We start from the raw sequence: 16,191 nt of genomic DNA on the forward strand, positions 1-16,191 counted from the left end.
ACCTGTTGGAGGAATTATGAAAATAGAAGCGGTTATTTTTGATTTGGACGGTGTGCTCGTACATACCGACCATTTCCACTATCTGGCATGGAAGAGGATGTGTAGCGAGGAAGGCATCCCTTTCGACGAGTCGGTTAACTATAGGCTACGGGGCGTAAGCCGTATGGCTTGCATGGACATCATTATGGAGAAGGCGGCTCGTGCATATTCGTCGCGGGAGAAAATGCAGTTGGCCGAGGGGAAAAACGATTACTACAAAGACCACCTGCAATCTTTATCTGACGCGGACATGCCTTCTGGAGTCTTAGATACTCTGGATAGGCTGCGTGAAAAAGGATTAAAGTTGGCGATTGGATCCTCTAGCAAAAACGCTCCCTTTATTATTGAGCGGCTTGGAATTTCGCATATGTTCGATGCTGTCGTGGACGGTAATGAAATTCGCTGCAGCAAGCCGGATCCCGAAGTATTTTTGCTGGCGGCAAGTAAATTGGGGGTGCGCGTGGACCGCTGCTTGGTCGTGGAAGATGCGGAAGCTGGCGTAGAAGCGGCGTTCAGAGGTGGCATGTGGGTCGCGGCCATCGGCAAGGCCTGTATAAGCAATCTAGCCGATTATCATATCGGCCATATCGAAGAATTGCAATCCATTACTGCAAGCAGATGAAGGTAGGGAAAGGGTAGAAAACGATCCGAAAATTATATGAAATTCAAGAGAGGACGGTGTATGCAGGAATATATTCGCAGCTGGAGCGGCAATCAATGTATACTACGCCTAGTACATTCATTCTCGTTTTCAAATTACTGAGAATATCTATACGGAGTCAATACTAGAGGAAATCAAGATATTTATCTGTACATCATTCTCAATCTACCCAACAATCTCATATGGCAGGTTTGCCGGCAAGTAAGGACGGCAACATTGGCAATAAAACAGGAGCAGTTACCTCAGGCAGGCAACACTGCTCCTTGTTATATATAGAATTATCCTTTCAAACACCCTGTTTGATTAAACTCCAGATGCGTTCAAACCGCTCTTGGTAGTCTGGTGAATTCCAGGATTCTTTAAAAGAGGGAAGACTAAACACCGCAAAAGCAGATAGGATTGCCTCTGCCCGTTCAAAGTGAGGATCGTTATAAGCCATAAACCCATCAATAATGTGATATGAATCCCAGAGCACATCCCTTAATACCAATGGATTACTGTCCACATATTGTGTATTCAAAGCGAACATTTTGGGATTCTCATTATAAGCGCGTTTTTGGCATTCACAAATGCCCAAAGCCAATCGTGGAGCACTTCCTGTGGTGAGGCCAAATGAGCCATGTTTATACTGATTTGTTCTGAAATCATCCGATTGAACCAGTCTTTAGCTACGGCTGCCCAGAGTTCTTGTTTATTTTTAAAATGCTTATAAAGTGCTGCATGGGTGATATTCAATTCATCCGCTATTTGTGAGAGTGTCACTTCGGATTTCCCCGTGCCCTCAATTAATGCCTCGGCGGTTTCAATAATAAGCTGCTGCGTGATTTTAGCCCTTTGTTATGGCAGGTGAATATGGGGCATTTTGAAGCGAGCAGTTACTGCTATACCCCAGTATCACACCGTTTTGCCAACCCTTCTTTCGTTAATTAGTCTTTACCAACCGATAATATTAGAAGTTCCGTCCATAATAGGGGCGAAGACTAGACTGATCTCATCAATTAAACCTTCATTTAGAAAGGAACCATTGATTACACCTCCACCTTCAAGTAACACTTGATCAGTACCTAAGAACGGAAGGAACGACCTATTACATCACGATCAAAAGACCCACTATGAACGCGTCGGATTATTCAAGCTAAGAAAAAAAAGTCCCCACGAACGCGATCGCAAACTCAACATCAAAAGACGAAGAAGCCTCCGACCCGGTTCGGAGGCTTCTTCGTGTCGAGAAAGTCCGACTTGGTGCAAAATGAAAGAGTGAAGGGAGAAATTCAGTGAAGACATTAGGGTGTCGGGGGACAAGAACATGTTCCTATTGCCGATTAGGTGTATATTTAATCGGTATTTTGCTGTTAATTCATTAAACTAACGGGCAGATTACTTCCCGGAGGCATTGGAGCAGCCGACCTCACGGGAAGTAGTTGCAAAAATCCTCTACGCGGCGGCCGAGCTGCATACCCGTTACAAGGATCGCAAGGGTTGTCTGGGCATTCACGGCGCCTTGGCCGGCTCGGACGAAGCCGAACCAATTCGGCGAGCTCTGATTGATGCGCGTGCGGATGGAGAGGCATCGCTGCGTGCCCGTTTCGAACGGGCAAAGCAGGAAGGCGACCTGCCGGAAAATGCTAATGCTGCAGTCCTGGCTGCATACGTAATGACGGTGCTTCATGGTATGGCTGTTCAAGCCAGGGCTGACTTCTGTCGTGAAATGCTGGAAGCTATTGAGGAGCAGGCGCTATCGACATGGCCCAGTGGTAAATCTATATGACGTGTAGAATTGAGGGCGCTGAAGGTAAGCGCCCTCAATTCTTTTTAAAGTAGGTTCTTCAGTTTTCGCGGGAAACCTTATCATAAATAAGGGCAAGTTTTTTGCTGACTTATTCGTGCAGAAATTGCAAGGTATTCATTTTTTATTTCCGATAAAATTTACCTTGAAGGGTGGGAACACGATGGATTTAATCTTGTTGAGCAGAGGAAATTTTTGGTTATGCCAAACAATTAGTTAAAATCGAATTAGTATAACTTCGAGAAGTAACATTCATTGTATAATGGGTTTTATTTCCAATGTAAGCCGAGGTACATTAAAGCTTTTGTTCAAGAATACGTTCGCGTCCACCTGATGGCCAACACTACTCTTCAGAAAATGATCCTCATTGGGACAATAAAGAAATTTTCAAAGCTACACACGATACTAACTTGCTTGTTTACGTGGCCTGTTCAATCTTCGGAATAACTTTAAGTGGAAAAAGAGACGATTTCCCACTTAATCTTTTTGAAGTAGTAGAGGTTCGATGGCTATCGCTATGCGTATTCGTAAGCTTTCAGCTGGATCTTTGAGTTTCACACCCAGCAGTTTTTCACACTTTTCCAGTCGATACACCACCGTATTTCGATGAACGAAAAGTTGCTTGGATGTTTCGACAAGCTGGCATTGTGTATCGTAAAAAGCGTTCAAGGTGCGCAGCAGCTCTTTTTTTTCATGTTCATCTGCAACTTGCAGCAATCCGTTCAAGGTCGCTTCATAAAATTGTTTCAGTTCGTTGTGGGGAAGCATATGGAATAAATATCCGATATCCTTTGCTTGGTAAGATTGGACGAATTGCTTTCGTTTTAGCCAGTAGCCGAATTGCATTGCATTAACGGCTTCTGTATAAGAATGTCGAACGCCGAGTACATTTGTTGCAGGTTTACCAATGCCGATAGAGAGACTCAGTCCAGTCTCATGATGGAGCTCTCTAAGTAATCCTGACAGCTGCTCGGTGAGTTTTGCCTCATCCCACCCCGACTCAGGGATAGATAGCAGAAGACAGTAGGTATCATGTTTGGTAAACATGACGAAGGAATGTTCTAACACACCAAAAAGACGTTTGATGTGCTCGTATTGCTCCTCTTGCTCCGTGATATTATCTCCTTTCGGAGACGTCGAACCCTCGTATTTAGGAAATCTTTGATGCATGTGATGCACCTCGTCATTACGCATGGTCAGTACGACGCATGCATGCCCCTTGATAAGTCCATATCTCTTGCCGCGGTTCAGCGCCTCCTGCTCAGAAGTGATGTATCCCTCGATCAGATCGGAAAAAAACTCGTTCTTGTGTCTGCGGGAGCGCTCCTTGACAGCCTGTGATTTGGTCAGCTCCATTCCAATGACGTTGGAGGCCTGCTCGAGCGTCAGACCGAAAAGGCCAGTCCATTGATCCGGCGAATGAAAGGATAACAAATAGCCTTCGTGGCGGTAAGTCTTTACTGGATATACCAGCATACAGCAACGTTCCCGGACTGATGTGTCGATGAAGCACAACGAAGTGGGGTTAGAAATATCGGGCAAGTCTTGAAGTGTAGTTACTGCGGCCGTAGTGAGCTCAGCAACACCTGTATTCTGGTTGGAGGCGGAGATGGTTTGCCATTTGTTGTTTAACAGGATGACTGGGGATGAGAACAGTTTGGACAGGGAATCGATAATGCCGGAAATTCCTTTGCCGCGCATGATCATTTCAGAGAATTTTTTGTGGATGCTGAGTGCATATTGCAGTTCGTCGCTCTTATTGTTCAGAATAACACTGGTCGATCGCTGTAAAATTTCGCCGAGGGATAGACGGACATCGGAAATTTCGATGATGGGAAATTCGTTCTGCTCCGCTTCCCTAAGGATGTCATCGGGGATCGGCAATTCAAAGCGCCTGGTTTTGATGGCCAAGCCCGAGCAATGAAGACGCTGCATGTCCCTGATCAGATGAATGAACATGTCTGGCTGCTGCTTCATGAAAAAGCCGTTGGTCAGCAAGAGCTCGTTGGGCCTCAGAAACCGAATGATATCCGGACAGTCCATAATGTTGACCGTTTGAACCTCGCGTACTAAACCCTTATGCCCCGTGATCACTCTAGCATCATCGTAAATGCTGTTATTCAACAAATCTGTCAGCAGCACATCGACCCATCCCTTTCTGGAACAAGTTGTTTTGTTGTTAAGTAATATAACACTATGATCATGGAGAGTAAATATCTTTGGTTTGATCATCCAATATTGCTAATTATTTTTATCCTTTTCATCCAATGATTTCTTATAAGGAGTGAATTATGCTTAAAGTGTTTCTTGCGTGTAATAAAAGCGTACATGGATGGAGGTTGTAATGATTGATCTTCTTATCACGGATACGGTGTTGTCCGGGGGTGTAAGGCGAATGGATGTCGGGATATCCTCAGGCAAGATTGCATTTATCGCGCCATGCGGGGAAAGGAAAACGGAAGCGTCTTGTGTAGTGCAGGGCAAAGGGGGCTTATTGCTGCCGGGCTTTGTCGAGCCGCATATTCATTTGGAAAAAGCATATTTGCTGGATTCCATGGATCGGGAGGCGGAGTCTCTCCAGGATGCGATTCGGATAACAGCCAAACTGAAAAGTTCATTCACGAAGGAGGACATGTACCAGCGCTCGCTGGCTGTCATTCGGGAAGCCGTCAGGAATGGTGTAACCCATATGCGCTGCCATGCAGAGGTTGATCCGGTTCTCGGACTCAGAGCTATCGAATCTGCTCTTCGTCTCAAACAATCCTTAAGACATCTACTGGATTTACAGGTAGTTGCCTTTCCCCAAGAAGGGGTGTTTAAGATTCCAGGGACTGCTGGGCTGATGGAAGAGGCCATTCGTATGGGAGCCGATGTGATTGGAGGAATCACTTATCAGGATGCAGACCTGGGGGAGCACTTGGATTTTGCATTTGGTCTGGCAGGGAAGTACGGAAAACCGCTGGATTTTCACGCGGATTTCTCGGTCAATTCCAACGACCGTGCCGTTGTGGAAATTGCAAAAAGGACAATTGCTGCAGGAATGCAGGGGCATGTAGCCGCCGGACATGTAACCTCGCTCGGTTCCCTCCCAGAACACGAAGCTTTGGCTATCGGAGAGCTTCTGTGTCATGCCGGGATCAGCGTCATTACGCTGCCGATGACTGACCTCTTTCTGAATGGAAGAGAAGGCCCAGAAGGTTATCATAGAGGTCTGACTCCCGTGAAACTGATGCAGGATTGTGGAGTGAATGTGGCAATTGGCGTCAATAATGTGCGCAATCCATTCACACCGTTTGGCAAGGCAGACCCGATTGAGGCCGCCTGGCTATTGGCCGTCACTTCGTACATGGGCAGCAAACGGGATGCGCTCATCTTGACTAACATGCTGACGCATAACGCGGCACAGGCGTTAGGCATTGAAAATTATGGTGTTAAGGTCGGCGCTCCGGCTGATATGGTATTGTTCCGAGAGCGGTCGGAAAGGGAAGTGCTGCTTAATAAACCGGAGGCCCGCACGGTCTGGAAATCGGGATTACAGGTAGCTTGTACTGACTCAAAACCTTTGGAATTACCGTGGTTGTCGGATGAGATCGAAACAATCTGATTATGATGTAAGGGGATGGAGTTATGGAGAAAGGGTTAACACTCGTAAAAAATGTCAAATGGTCGGAAAACCTGTTCGATCTAACGATTGATCAAGCAACAGGAATTATTGTCAGAATTGAGAATGCCGGAACTGATGGTGGTCTCGCATCTGTAAATATTGCCGATAGGGCGACAAGCGTCATTGACGCGGATGGGCTCCACTATGTACCGCCAATGGCAGATATGCATACCCATCTGGACAAGCATTTTATCGGTGAGCCGTGGAAGTCTTTGCAGCCGTTTGTCACGCTGCCCGGACAGTTGGAATTTGAGAAAAGCATGTTGGCGGAACTACCGACCGGGGCGGGAGAACGTGCGAAACGAATGTTGGATTTAATGCTTGCCCAAGGTACAACGACAATCCGCACACACGTTGACGTGGATCCGCAAATTGGCCTCTCTCATCTTGAGGAGATCTTGGAAGTGCGTGAGATATACCAAGGACGCATCGATATGGAAATTGTGGCGTTCCCCCAGCAAGGCCTGCTTCGATCTGACTCCGTTTCCGTTATGCGGCAAGCGCTTCGTGCTGGAGCTAACTATGTTGGTGGTGTGGATCCGGCCGGACTGGACCGCCGGGTGGATGCCAGTCTGGAAGCCATGTTTGAACTTGCGACAGAATTCTCTGCGGGCATCGACTTGCATCTGCATGACCCGAGTCATCTCGGAATATACACGATCAGCCGCTTCGCCGAACTGACAGAACAAGCCGGTATGTCCGGCCGTACCGCGGTAAGCCATGCCTATTGTTTGGGCCAGGTTGGGGAAACGGAGGTGCGCTCACTCGCAGAAAGGTTGTGTGCGACCGGCGTAGCCATCATGACGAGTGTGCCCATTGACAGGCCTATGCCCCCTATCAAACTGTTGATGGAAACGGGAGTATCCGTGCATATCGGTTCCGATAACATTTTGGATTCATGGAGCCCATTCGGAAATGGCGATATGCTCTCCCGTGGGTCACGTCTCGCTGAAGCATCCGGTTGGGTGGAAGACTTCTGGCTGTTAGAAACGTACAAGCTTATATCCAATGCGCCATTAACTCCAAAAGTGGGTGAACGAGGCACTTTCTCGTTGGTAAATGCCATAAATGCCATGCATGCGTTGGCGGCGGCACCTTCACGCGAAGCTGTATTTTCGGGAGGTGTGCTTGTTGGTGGTCGAATGTTTCCGAACAGTAGACAGATGGCAGCCATCCATTCGTAACAATCTTTAATATACATGAAGCAGCGCATCCTTTTTCAGGTGCGTTGCTTTTTGGCATGAAAAGGCTGATCAGATGACGTATAAAACGTTGCTTAATGCAATTTATGTGATAATACATGACACTTAAATTTAGACAGCCTTTTCTTTTGGTGTAATAATCCAAATGAAATCATTTTTTTTAGTGAATCACACCAATGACTGAGGCTTCCTTACATCGTATTATTCTTATAAGAACAATTCCGAGTCACATAAACTGACATTAACAGAATAGGAGGGATATTGGAGGAGTTACAAAAACCAAACATCATTGTTACGAACAGGGGGAGAGAGACATGCGTCGAGGTTTCCATGCAAACCGCATCCAAAACATCAGAAAGCATGGGCTGTTATTGGTCATGATTTTGCCAGGCATTGTCTATCTGTTCATCAACAATTACTTGCCCATGTTCGGCATTGTGATTGCGTTCAAAGATATCAATTTTGCAAAAGGAATCTGGGGAAGTGACTGGGTAGGCTTCGATAATTTCGCCTATCTGTTCCAAACACAGGATGCTTGGGTGATTACCCGAAACACGTTACTCTACAACGGTGCATTTATCGTGCTTGGAACAGTACTCTCCATAGCTGTGGCCGTATTGTTGAACGAGGTAAAAAAGCGATTCGCCTCCCGACTGTACCAAAGCATCATTTTGCTGCCCTATCTGATCTCGATGGTCATTGTCGCTTACTTGGTTCTGGCATTGCTCAACGAAGAAAACGGATTCGTTAACCATTACGTGCTTCCTTTGCTGGGGATTGACCCCGTGTCGTGGTATGCGGATTCCGGTAAATGGCCCTTTATATTAAGCGTCGTATATCTGTGGAAAAACGTCGGTTATACATGCATTGTTTATCTGGCCTCAATCGTAGGCATCAGCCAGGAATATTATGAATCCGCTACGCTGGACGGAGCATCCAAGTGGAGGCAAGTCTGGAGCATTACCCTTCCTCTGCTTAAACCTACGATGGTTATTATGGTACTTCTTGCAGTGGGACGCATCTTCAATTCCGATTTCGGATTGTTCTATCAGGTTCCGCTGAATTCGGGTGCACTGCAAACGACTACAGATGTCATTGACACATACGTTTATCGTGGATTGATGACTTTCGGGGATTTCGGAATGTCATCCGCTGCCGGACTTTATCAGTCCATAGTCGGTTTTCTGTTAGTATGGACGACCAATGCGATTGTTCGTCGCAAAAACCGGGATTTGGCGCTGTTTTAGCTAAGGGGGGAGGACAACATGTATTCAAATAGGATTTATCAAATGGCTGTTCACCTCGTGCTCATCATGATGGCAATCGCTGCAGTGTTTCCGTTTATACTTCTGATATCCGCTTCCCTAACCGAGGAACAAGCCATTATCAGGGATGGTTATGGTTTGTTTCCGGCTCAATTCAGCTTCGATGCTTATGTGTATCTGTTTAATCAGTATTCGTTGATTTTGCGGTCGTATGGAATTACGGCATTCATCACGGGCGTGGGCACGATCGTTGGGTTGCTGATCACAACCCTGGTCGCTTATCCGCTATCTAGAAATGTGCTTCCATTTCGTTCGTTCCTGTCATTCTTCGTATTTTTCACCCTGCTTTTCAATGGGGGGCTGGTGCCGATGTATCTGGTTTATACGGACCTCTTCCATTTGAAAGATACCATCTGGTCGCTAATCATCCCGAATTTACTGACCAACGGGTTCTACATTTTGTTGATGCGCAGTTTCTTTTCCACGTCCATTCCCGGCGAAGTCGTGGAGTCGGCCTATGTGGATGGAGCCAACGAATGGGTTATTTATTGCAAAATCGTTCTCCCGCTTGCTCTCCCAAGCCTGGCAACCATTGGTCTGATGCTCATGATTTCGTATTGGAACGATTGGTTTAACGGTCTGATCTTCATCAATGACGGAAGCCTCTACAGCATTCAAAACCTTCTTAATCGAATGTTGTCTGATGTCCAGTACTTGCAGCAAAACAGTTTGTCTGGCCAGACGGCTGTTGTCTCATCCGTACCTCTCGGCAGTGTGAGAATGGCTATTGCCGTAATCGGCGTGTTGCCGCTGATCGCAGCGTATCCGTTTTTCCAGAAATTCTTCGTCAAGGGATTGACTATTGGTGCCGTAAAAGGTTAGTCATGCTTCGTATCCGAGATGTCACATCCAAAAGCAAACATGGGGAGTGAATGAAGATGTTCAGAAAAAGATTACCTGCGGGTTTCATAAAGGTAATGTCCTTAATTTGTGCGGCCCCTCTATTGTTGGCGGCATGCGGAAATCCAGACAGTAAGGATGGAGTAGAACTTGGTAAAGCTTCAGCAACAGACATGTACGAAGTGGTCATGACGTATCCGGCTTTTGGGGATGTAACGGATGTTAAGGAAATTCAGGAAGCCATCAGTGATATTACAGCGGAAAAGGTAGGCGCCACTGTGAAGCTCTTGCCTGTTAATGGATCTAACTATGCCAATCAAATGAACTTGATGCTGGCGGGCAGCGAGAAACTGGATCTGGTGTATACCAGCGTTTGGTTCGGCCTTGAATCCCAAATCGGCAGGGGGCAGTTACTGCCCATGGAAGAATCATTGAATGAATTCGGTAAAAAGATACTGGAGGCTGTTCCGGAGGAAGCTGCAGAAGCCGGGAAGATGAATGGCGAAACATATGGCGTTCCCAGCATTAAAGCTTGGGCACTTTCTCCCAGTTTGGTGATGGACAAAGAGCTTGCAGATAAGCATGATATTGACCTTAGCGCCATAAAAACCTGGAATGATATCTCTGCTGTATTGCAGCGTATCAAGGACAATGAGCCGGGTGTCACGCCAATTGTCAGCTATACCTCGCAGGAAACACCCGGACAAGCCATGCTGAATTTTGATCCATTGGGAACAGCACCTGGCGTACTGGATTTTGGCGGGGAGGACTTCACCGTGCAGAATCTTTTTGCGACTTCGCGGTTCTCCACAATGGCTGACCTGATGCGTAATTGGTACCAAAAAGGTTATTTCAGCAAAGACGTGGCAACGTCACAGGAAACGGGGTCCAATCTGATCAAGGCAGGCAAAGCCTTCTCGTATATCCGGAATATCAATGAGTGTTACTCGGAATCGCTTGCGGCTAGGACCGAACTAGTATGCGTACCCCTTGAGGACTCGTATATGACGCGTAATAGCGTAGCTTCGAACATGATGTCTTTGGCAAGGAACAGTGAGCAGCCGGATAAGGCGATTCAAGTATTGGAACTGTTTTACTCGGACGAAGCAGTCATTAATCTGTTTACCAACGGTATTGAGGGCAAGCATTATGTTAAGCGGGATAATGACCTGATCGGCAAGCCGGAAGGTGTTACTGCAACAGGATACGATTCAAACCAATATGCCGTGGGGAACAATTTCCTGTCCTATATATGGGAAGGGAACGATCCTGACATGTGGGATCACTTGAAAGGTGAAAACGAGAGTGCCGTAAAATCAAGGGCGATGGGCTTCAGCTTCGACATCAATCCGGTCAAAACCCAAATTACCGCGGTGGCCAACGTCCAAAACCAGTATGATGCAGGCTTTCAGACAGGAACTTTTGACCCGTCAGAACTGGGTGCTTATATCGACAAACTAAAGAATGCAGGCGTAGAGAAAATATTGACGGAAAAGCAAAACCAGTTAAACCAATGGCTTGAAAATAAATAGAAGGAGCTGATCATACATGTTTAATCCTGTCATTGATGTTCACCACCATATCATCTCTAAAGAAATGCAACGAAAGCAGCGGGAGCTGGGAATGGAGATTCCAAGTTTTATGCCGAAGTGGACGCCCGAGATCGGGATGCAAAAAATGGATGTATGTGACATCTCGTTTTCATTCCTTTCAGCCCCGTCAGACCTGACGATCATCGACCAATCTTCTGCCAATGCGTTGGCACGTAAAATGAATGAAGAGCTCGCATCGTATGCTCAACTTCATCCTGAACGGTATGGTGCGTTTGCAACACTTCCACTACCGAATCCCGAAGCGGCCATGGAAGAAACCTTGTATGCATTTGATGTTCTCGGGATGGATGGAGTTGCAATGCTGACAAGTTATCAGGGGAAATATTTAAGCCATCCGGATTACACCGAATTGTTAACCGAATTAGATCGGCGCAGTGCTGTTGTGTTTCTGCACCCCATCCTCATACCGCAAAAAATCGCTGGGCTTAGTCCTGCACTGCTTGAGGGCACCTTCGATACGACGCGGGCCGTCACTACGATGGCTGTTCATCGCATTTTTGACCAATATCCATCCATTACATTCATTCTTCCCCATACAGGGGGCATGGTTCCGTATATCAAATGGAGAATTGCGCTTGCCGCCATTGGGCAAGATTCGATTCAGGTTGAAACAACGCCGGAACAATTTCAAGCCGAAATAGCCAAACTGGACCACCTTTACTATGATTCCACGTTGAACCTCGGCACAATCCAAAAGTTGATTGCGCCTGATCGGATTTTGTTCGGAGCGGACATACCATGGCCAGCGGACAGCGTCCTTCGTATACAGCGGGAGTCGGTATTCCATGAAGCACAGCAGATCAGCGAAGAAAACGCGAAGATGATCGCTTATGGCAATGCCTTTCGTCTATTTCCCCGCATTTCTAAGCTTTTTGATATAGAGAAAAAGTTAATTTAAAGTGACAGGAAACGATTAACCAATAATATAAAGAAAGCAGCGGATCAAAGTGATCGGCTGCTTTTATTCAGCTATTATTTTAAGTGGCGATTTAGATCTATATGAACGTGTTGGGTTTCCAGGAAACTTTTTATCAGTTAAGTTTGGATCACTTTCAAAATCTCCTAATGGTTCTACAATGTAGATTCTTTCTTTTGCATTGAATCTTGCCAATTCAGCACCCCATTTGGCAGCATTTAATGTTGCAGTAAAGTATATATAGTTAGAATTTTTTTCTTGGTAATTTGATAAGAATTGGTGTTCTAATAAATCACCAATTTGCAGTTCTGCTTTTGTACCATGAAAAAAAGGACCTTGATCTATGATCACTTTTTTGTCATCCATACTGATGTGGAAGATGGGCATCCGAACCATTAGAGCCTGGCGAATACGCCTCTTTCTAAATTAAGAAGTAAGTGGGGTGGTTAATGGAGAGGTCATCTGGAGAGTCGCAAATGGGCTCGACAATTCGCCGGTAACCGTCAACTCGCACAGTACTCAAAAGGATATCGGAAACGGAATGACCCTGCCTAGGGATTTCACAGAGGCTTGGGAGATCGAAGTGGTTATCCTCGATATCTGCACAGAAGTATGCAGAAGAGCCCGCAAAAAGGGGCTGATGGGTAGTATCGTATCCGTGAATGTGTCTGGAGCGGATTTTGACCACCCAACGGGTTTTAACAGGCAGGTTAAACTGTCTGATCCTACAAACATAACTGTTGATGTGTGCAAGATAGCCAAACGCATATTTCATCAACACTGGGACGGGCAACCTGTACGCCGTGTAGGCGTATCCCTTTCTCAATTATCCAACGCGGATACATTTCAACTATCGTTTTTGATGATCAGGAGCAAAAACGAGCCATTGATCAGGTGATGGACGACATTAAGGATCGATTTGGCGATATTGCCATTCTACGAGCGAGCTCCATTACGGCTGCCGGTCAAGCGATAGATAGAGCATCTAAAATTAGGGGGCATTACAAATGAGCAAAAAACTGGAGGCCAATGGATTAAGGGAATCGAGCCGCATGATGCTTGCACAACATAAAGAACGAATTATACAGCATCGTACTTGAGTTCACTATCAAGCGAAACCTCTGATCCATGAAGATGAGTGACTGAGTTTAACAATAAATTATTCCGTAAGAGGTTTACTTTCATAAAATGACACTATTGTGGAGCAAAGTGAAAGTAGATGTAACCTTAATGCTAACTGAACATATAAACGTTGATATTACTGATATGCCCAGATCACCACATTAAATTATCTCTATGGGGGGATTAAAATGAGTAAAACGAATGAAGAGTTTATTAAACAACAGCGAGTTGGCGACCTCCCGAAAGTGAAACTCATGGCTCCTTCGTTAGATGGTGGTCCTGATCGCGAAGTGACCGTTGTTTACCAGCGTACGGGGCATATATTTGAACAGAACAGCTATGATATCGTAGGAGCATATGTACAAAATCCTACGTAATATTAATATGTAAGTTTTGTTGACCAAGCTATGAAGCTACAGTACTTTTATATAGTGTTACACATCATATACGGACATCCACAAAAAGAGAGTGTGGGAGGTCCTTTTTTTGTGGCAGAAAATGATTGTGGCGGTGAGGCAAGTGGGATCCTATTTTCATATATTTTGTCCCGAAGGAGTGACCAGTAAATACAGACTGATTGTTTACGATTCTAAGAAGGAGCCCTTTATTCCGTTGACCGAGTATGATCGCGATCAGATAAAGCGAATAAATGAGAGTTCAATTTTAGTATATCTAAACACCTTAAGACGTTCTTCTATTGGATTGAAAAGAAAAGCAGCTATAAGGGGGGCAATCGTTCAATGGGATGGTGAACCCAAAGGCGTTAAGGAAGCCGTAAGACAATATTTAATTAAAGAGATACATTGTAAAGTTCGAGGCAGAGAAAATCATGGAGGTATTCACATGACGAGTAAAAGTTCAAAAACTGTCAAGGGACAAGAACTTGTACCAATTACCGGAATGGACAAGAACATAGTCCGATTTTCGATTAGATGTATATCTAAACATTGATGACGTATATTTAATACTTCATTAAGTACCATAATGGGTTGGTTAGGTAGTAATAAAGTCGAAATACCGACTGAAACGAGCTGTTGAGGACAAGTACTTGTACTGATTGCCGAATTACACAAGAATATAATCCCATTTCCGATTAGGTGAATATCTAAGTGTGAGTGAGTAGTGAGTCTCTTTTAAAGACTAACAGGCAAATGGTTGGATTAAGATCAACGCTACGAAGTATTTCCACTGGAACTGTAATCCCATTTGGAATGGATAAAACAAGCTCGGTTAATAAGCACTTTAATAATGAAAAGGTGTCGAAATTTATAGAGGTCATTAAGCTCGGAAAGATGCCATGCTACGATCTCGTTATTATATAAATCCTAAATGAAAGAAAGATATACCAACGTTTTCTAGTATGTATACAGGGTGATGTCTGGTAACCGCCTAGAAGACAAATGCTTCTTTATTTACACAGTTACTCAAGATACACGAGTCTCACATATTTCACAATACTTCTACACATGGCTTTGGCAGTTTGAAATGGCTAGGAGGTGACTGATTTAAGATAGGAAATCAACTTATACTTGGTGGTGACAAGATTTTTAGCTAATTCACTTAACAATGATGATTTTTTTGTCTGGAATCCGTATAAAATCTTATATTTTGCTTTAAAGCAAAAAAATGTAACAAAAAAGAAGGAATTTCAACTATTTAGTAGAATTATATTCAATATATTATAAAAAATTCCAGAGAGGCTGGTGTGATATGGATAGTGCTGTACTTACGTATGATCCCTTACATCCGGACACTTTAGAGAATCCTTATCCAATCTACAAAAAATTAAGGGAAACCACGCCAATATTTTGGCATGAGAGAATGAAATCTTGGGTCTTGACTCGGCATGATGACTGCATGAAGGTTTTACAAGATTCTGATTTGTTTGCATTAGATATGAGAAGAGTTGGAGTGGAAATTTCAGATGTTCGAAAAAATTTACAGTCATTAGACCCTCCGGAAAATGGACCTTTAAGAGCTCTAATGATGAAGGCTTTCAAGTCGCAAGATATTGAGAATATTAGGGCGAAAATACGTACTTCTATAAATAGTACCTTTCAAAAGCAGGAAACGTATAAGGAATTTGATTGGATGAAAGAGGTGTCTGCTCCTCTTGCTTTAAGCTTGACTTCTATATTACTAGGAGTGGAAGAACCAGAATTGGAACTATACATGGAGATTTCTGATGCTATTGCATACCAAATGGATTCAGGATTGTCCCCTGAAAATTTTGAGCCTGGAGAACAAGCAAGAAAAAAATTAAACGAGCTAGTTGATTTATGGTTTGAGTCAAACGCTACGACCGGTATACTGCCGTATATTAGAGCGAACAGCGAAAAAGCCAATGTGCCAAGTTACTATATTAGAAATACAACCGGTACTATGTTTAATGCTAGCTTCGGTACTTTATATGCTACGTTTGGTAATGTGGTACTCGCTTTAATAAACAATCCTGAAATTCTTCAAAGTTTCAAAGACGAATCATTATTTTCATCTGGAATTGATGAGTTAGTAAGGTTTGATGGCCCAGCACAGGGGACGAGTCGATTTGCTACAAGAGACACTGTAATTAGGGGCACAGCAATAAAAAAGGGAGATATTGTACTAACTTTATTGGCTGCAGCGAATCGAGACCCCCTTGCATTTCCAGAACCAGATAAGATTATTTTAAATAGAACAAATAATAAGCACTTAGGGTTTGGTTGGGGCCCTCATACTTGCGTAGGCACTTTATTTGGGAAGTTGGCAATAGGCGAATTAATCCATTCTCTGCTTTCTGAATCAAGATGTCTTGAGTTAGTTCGTACTCCTACAAGAAGGAATACAGCAACGGTTAGGTGCATCGACGAACTCCCAGTGTTATTTAGTAACATTTAATTATTTTGATTCATACAATCTTTCTACTTGAAGGAGGTGATATCTATGATCTATACACATTAAGAGTGTTTGAGTATTACTTCAAACGGAGGTGAATACTATGATCTACACGCACTAATAATTCTCAATAGTAATACTTCTATGGA

16 protein-coding genes and 1 pseudogene are annotated in these 16,191 nt (G+C 44.4%); 12 read left to right on the top strand and 5 right to left on the bottom strand.

Going from position 1 to position 16,191, the window contains the following annotated elements; genetic code table 11:
- Window positions 1–16: 16 nt before the first annotated feature.
- On the top strand, window positions 17–661 hold the full coding sequence (gene pgmB, locus HW560_RS21115; RefSeq protein WP_179264597.1) for a beta-phosphoglucomutase: 645 nt from the start codon (window positions 17–19) through the stop codon (window positions 659–661).
- Window positions 662–986: 325 nt separating this feature from the next.
- On the opposite strand, the gene HW560_RS33520 is transcribed toward pgmB, so the two are convergent.
- The 3 genes from HW560_RS33520 to HW560_RS34465 form a co-directional block, all read right to left on the bottom strand.
- Window positions 987–1,229, bottom strand: a complete 243-nt coding sequence (locus HW560_RS33520) for a hypothetical protein (protein ID WP_218834969.1) — start codon at window positions 1,227–1,229, stop codon at window positions 987–989.
- Window positions 1,217–1,525, bottom strand: a complete 309-nt coding sequence (locus HW560_RS33525) for a TetR/AcrR family transcriptional regulator (protein ID WP_218835000.1) — start codon at window positions 1,523–1,525, stop codon at window positions 1,217–1,219. The genes HW560_RS33520 and HW560_RS33525 overlap by 13 nt, the downstream gene beginning before the upstream one ends.
- Before the next feature lie 108 nt (window positions 1,526–1,633).
- Window positions 1,634–1,753, bottom strand: coding sequence for a dihydrofolate reductase family protein (locus HW560_RS34465; RefSeq protein ID WP_090898798.1), 120 nt, complete (start codon window positions 1,751–1,753; stop codon window positions 1,634–1,636).
- A gap of 340 nt (window positions 1,754–2,093) precedes the next feature.
- On the opposite strand from HW560_RS34465, the gene HW560_RS21130 reads away from it, so the two are divergent.
- Complete coding sequence (locus tag HW560_RS21130; protein ID WP_256222078.1) at window positions 2,094–2,468, top strand: TetR family transcriptional regulator C-terminal domain-containing protein; 375 nt, start codon at window positions 2,094–2,096, stop codon at window positions 2,466–2,468.
- A 495-nt stretch (window positions 2,469–2,963) separates the two neighbouring features.
- Here HW560_RS21130 and HW560_RS21135 read toward each other — a convergent pair whose 3' ends face one another.
- Window positions 2,964–4,628 carry a PucR family transcriptional regulator gene (locus tag HW560_RS21135; RefSeq protein WP_177185721.1) on the bottom strand — a complete coding sequence of 555 codons (1,665 nt, stop codon included), beginning with the start codon at window positions 4,626–4,628 and terminating at the stop codon, window positions 2,964–2,966.
- 202 nt (window positions 4,629–4,830) lie between these two features.
- On the opposite strand from HW560_RS21135, the gene HW560_RS21140 reads away from it, so the two are divergent.
- The 6 genes from HW560_RS21140 (at window position 4,831) to HW560_RS21165 (ending at window position 12,028) form a co-directional block, all read left to right on the top strand.
- Window positions 4,831–6,090, top strand: a complete 1,260-nt coding sequence (locus HW560_RS21140) for an amidohydrolase family protein (RefSeq protein WP_090898792.1) — start codon at window positions 4,831–4,833, stop codon at window positions 6,088–6,090.
- Between the two features lie 23 nt (window positions 6,091–6,113).
- A complete protein-coding gene (locus HW560_RS21145) occupies window positions 6,114–7,334 on the top strand; it encodes an amidohydrolase family protein (protein ID WP_090898790.1) in 1,221 nt (406 codons plus the stop codon).
- Between the two features lie 332 nt (window positions 7,335–7,666).
- On the top strand, window positions 7,667–8,599 hold the full coding sequence (locus HW560_RS21150) for an ABC transporter permease (protein WP_256222077.1): 933 nt from the start codon (window positions 7,667–7,669) through the stop codon (window positions 8,597–8,599).
- A gap of 18 nt (window positions 8,600–8,617) precedes the next feature.
- Entirely contained in the window at window positions 8,618–9,499 is an 882-nt protein-coding gene (locus HW560_RS21155) for a carbohydrate ABC transporter permease (RefSeq protein ID WP_179264599.1), read from the top strand.
- Window positions 9,500–9,555: 56 nt separating this feature from the next.
- Window positions 9,556–11,049, top strand: a complete 1,494-nt coding sequence (locus tag HW560_RS21160) for an ABC transporter substrate-binding protein (protein ID WP_177185720.1) — start codon at window positions 9,556–9,558, stop codon at window positions 11,047–11,049.
- Window positions 11,050–11,065: 16 nt separating this feature from the next.
- A complete protein-coding gene (locus HW560_RS21165) occupies window positions 11,066–12,028 on the top strand; it encodes an amidohydrolase family protein (protein ID WP_090898781.1) in 963 nt (320 codons plus the stop codon).
- Between the two features lie 66 nt (window positions 12,029–12,094).
- Here the strand turns inward: HW560_RS21165 and arr are convergent.
- Window positions 12,095–12,412: pseudogene (gene arr / locus HW560_RS21170) on the bottom strand (NAD(+)--rifampin ADP-ribosyltransferase); the annotation flags it as partial.
- A 76-nt stretch (window positions 12,413–12,488) separates the two neighbouring features.
- Here arr and HW560_RS21175 point away from each other — a divergent pair.
- The 4 genes from HW560_RS21175 (at window position 12,489) to HW560_RS21190 (ending at window position 16,045) form a co-directional block, all read left to right on the top strand.
- The gene (locus HW560_RS21175) at window positions 12,489–12,944 is read left to right on the top strand and encodes a DinB/UmuC family translesion DNA polymerase (RefSeq protein ID WP_256222076.1); all 456 of its coding nucleotides are present in this window, start codon (window positions 12,489–12,491) and stop codon (window positions 12,942–12,944) included.
- 412 nt (window positions 12,945–13,356) lie between these two features.
- Window positions 13,357–13,545, top strand: coding sequence for a hypothetical protein (locus tag HW560_RS21180; protein ID WP_090898779.1), 189 nt, complete (start codon window positions 13,357–13,359; stop codon window positions 13,543–13,545).
- 109 nt (window positions 13,546–13,654) lie between these two features.
- A complete protein-coding gene (locus HW560_RS21185; protein WP_179264601.1) occupies window positions 13,655–14,119 on the top strand; it encodes a hypothetical protein in 465 nt (154 codons plus the stop codon).
- A 759-nt stretch (window positions 14,120–14,878) separates the two neighbouring features.
- Complete coding sequence (locus tag HW560_RS21190) at window positions 14,879–16,045, top strand: cytochrome P450 (RefSeq protein WP_090898776.1); 1,167 nt, start codon at window positions 14,879–14,881, stop codon at window positions 16,043–16,045.
- The last annotated feature ends 146 nt before the right edge of the window (window positions 16,046–16,191 follow it).

It is taken from the genome of Paenibacillus sp. E222 (assembly GCF_013401555.1).
Lineage (GTDB): Bacteria > Bacillota > Bacilli > Paenibacillales > Paenibacillaceae > Paenibacillus.

What these genes read in the sequence shown, in the direction of transcription:
- pgmB (WP_179264597.1), top strand. Translation starts at nt 17, where the DNA reads ATGAAAATAGAAGCGGTTATTTTTGATTTGGACGGTGTGCTCGTACAT.
- HW560_RS33520 (WP_218834969.1), bottom strand. Translation starts at nt 1,229, where the DNA reads ATGTTCGCTTTGAATACACAATATGTGGACAGTAATCCATTGGTATTA.
- HW560_RS21140 (WP_090898792.1), top strand. Translation starts at nt 4,831, where the DNA reads ATGATTGATCTTCTTATCACGGATACGGTGTTGTCCGGGGGTGTAAGG.
- HW560_RS21145 (WP_090898790.1), top strand. Translation starts at nt 6,114, where the DNA reads ATGGAGAAAGGGTTAACACTCGTAAAAAATGTCAAATGGTCGGAAAAC.
- HW560_RS21150 (WP_256222077.1), top strand. Translation starts at nt 7,667, where the DNA reads ATGCGTCGAGGTTTCCATGCAAACCGCATCCAAAACATCAGAAAGCAT.
- HW560_RS21155 (WP_179264599.1), top strand. Translation starts at nt 8,618, where the DNA reads ATGTATTCAAATAGGATTTATCAAATGGCTGTTCACCTCGTGCTCATC.
- HW560_RS21160 (WP_177185720.1), top strand. Translation starts at nt 9,556, where the DNA reads ATGTTCAGAAAAAGATTACCTGCGGGTTTCATAAAGGTAATGTCCTTA.
- HW560_RS21165 (WP_090898781.1), top strand. Translation starts at nt 11,066, where the DNA reads ATGTTTAATCCTGTCATTGATGTTCACCACCATATCATCTCTAAAGAA.
- HW560_RS21180 (WP_090898779.1), top strand. Translation starts at nt 13,357, where the DNA reads ATGAGTAAAACGAATGAAGAGTTTATTAAACAACAGCGAGTTGGCGAC.
- HW560_RS21190 (WP_090898776.1), top strand. Translation starts at nt 14,879, where the DNA reads ATGGATAGTGCTGTACTTACGTATGATCCCTTACATCCGGACACTTTA.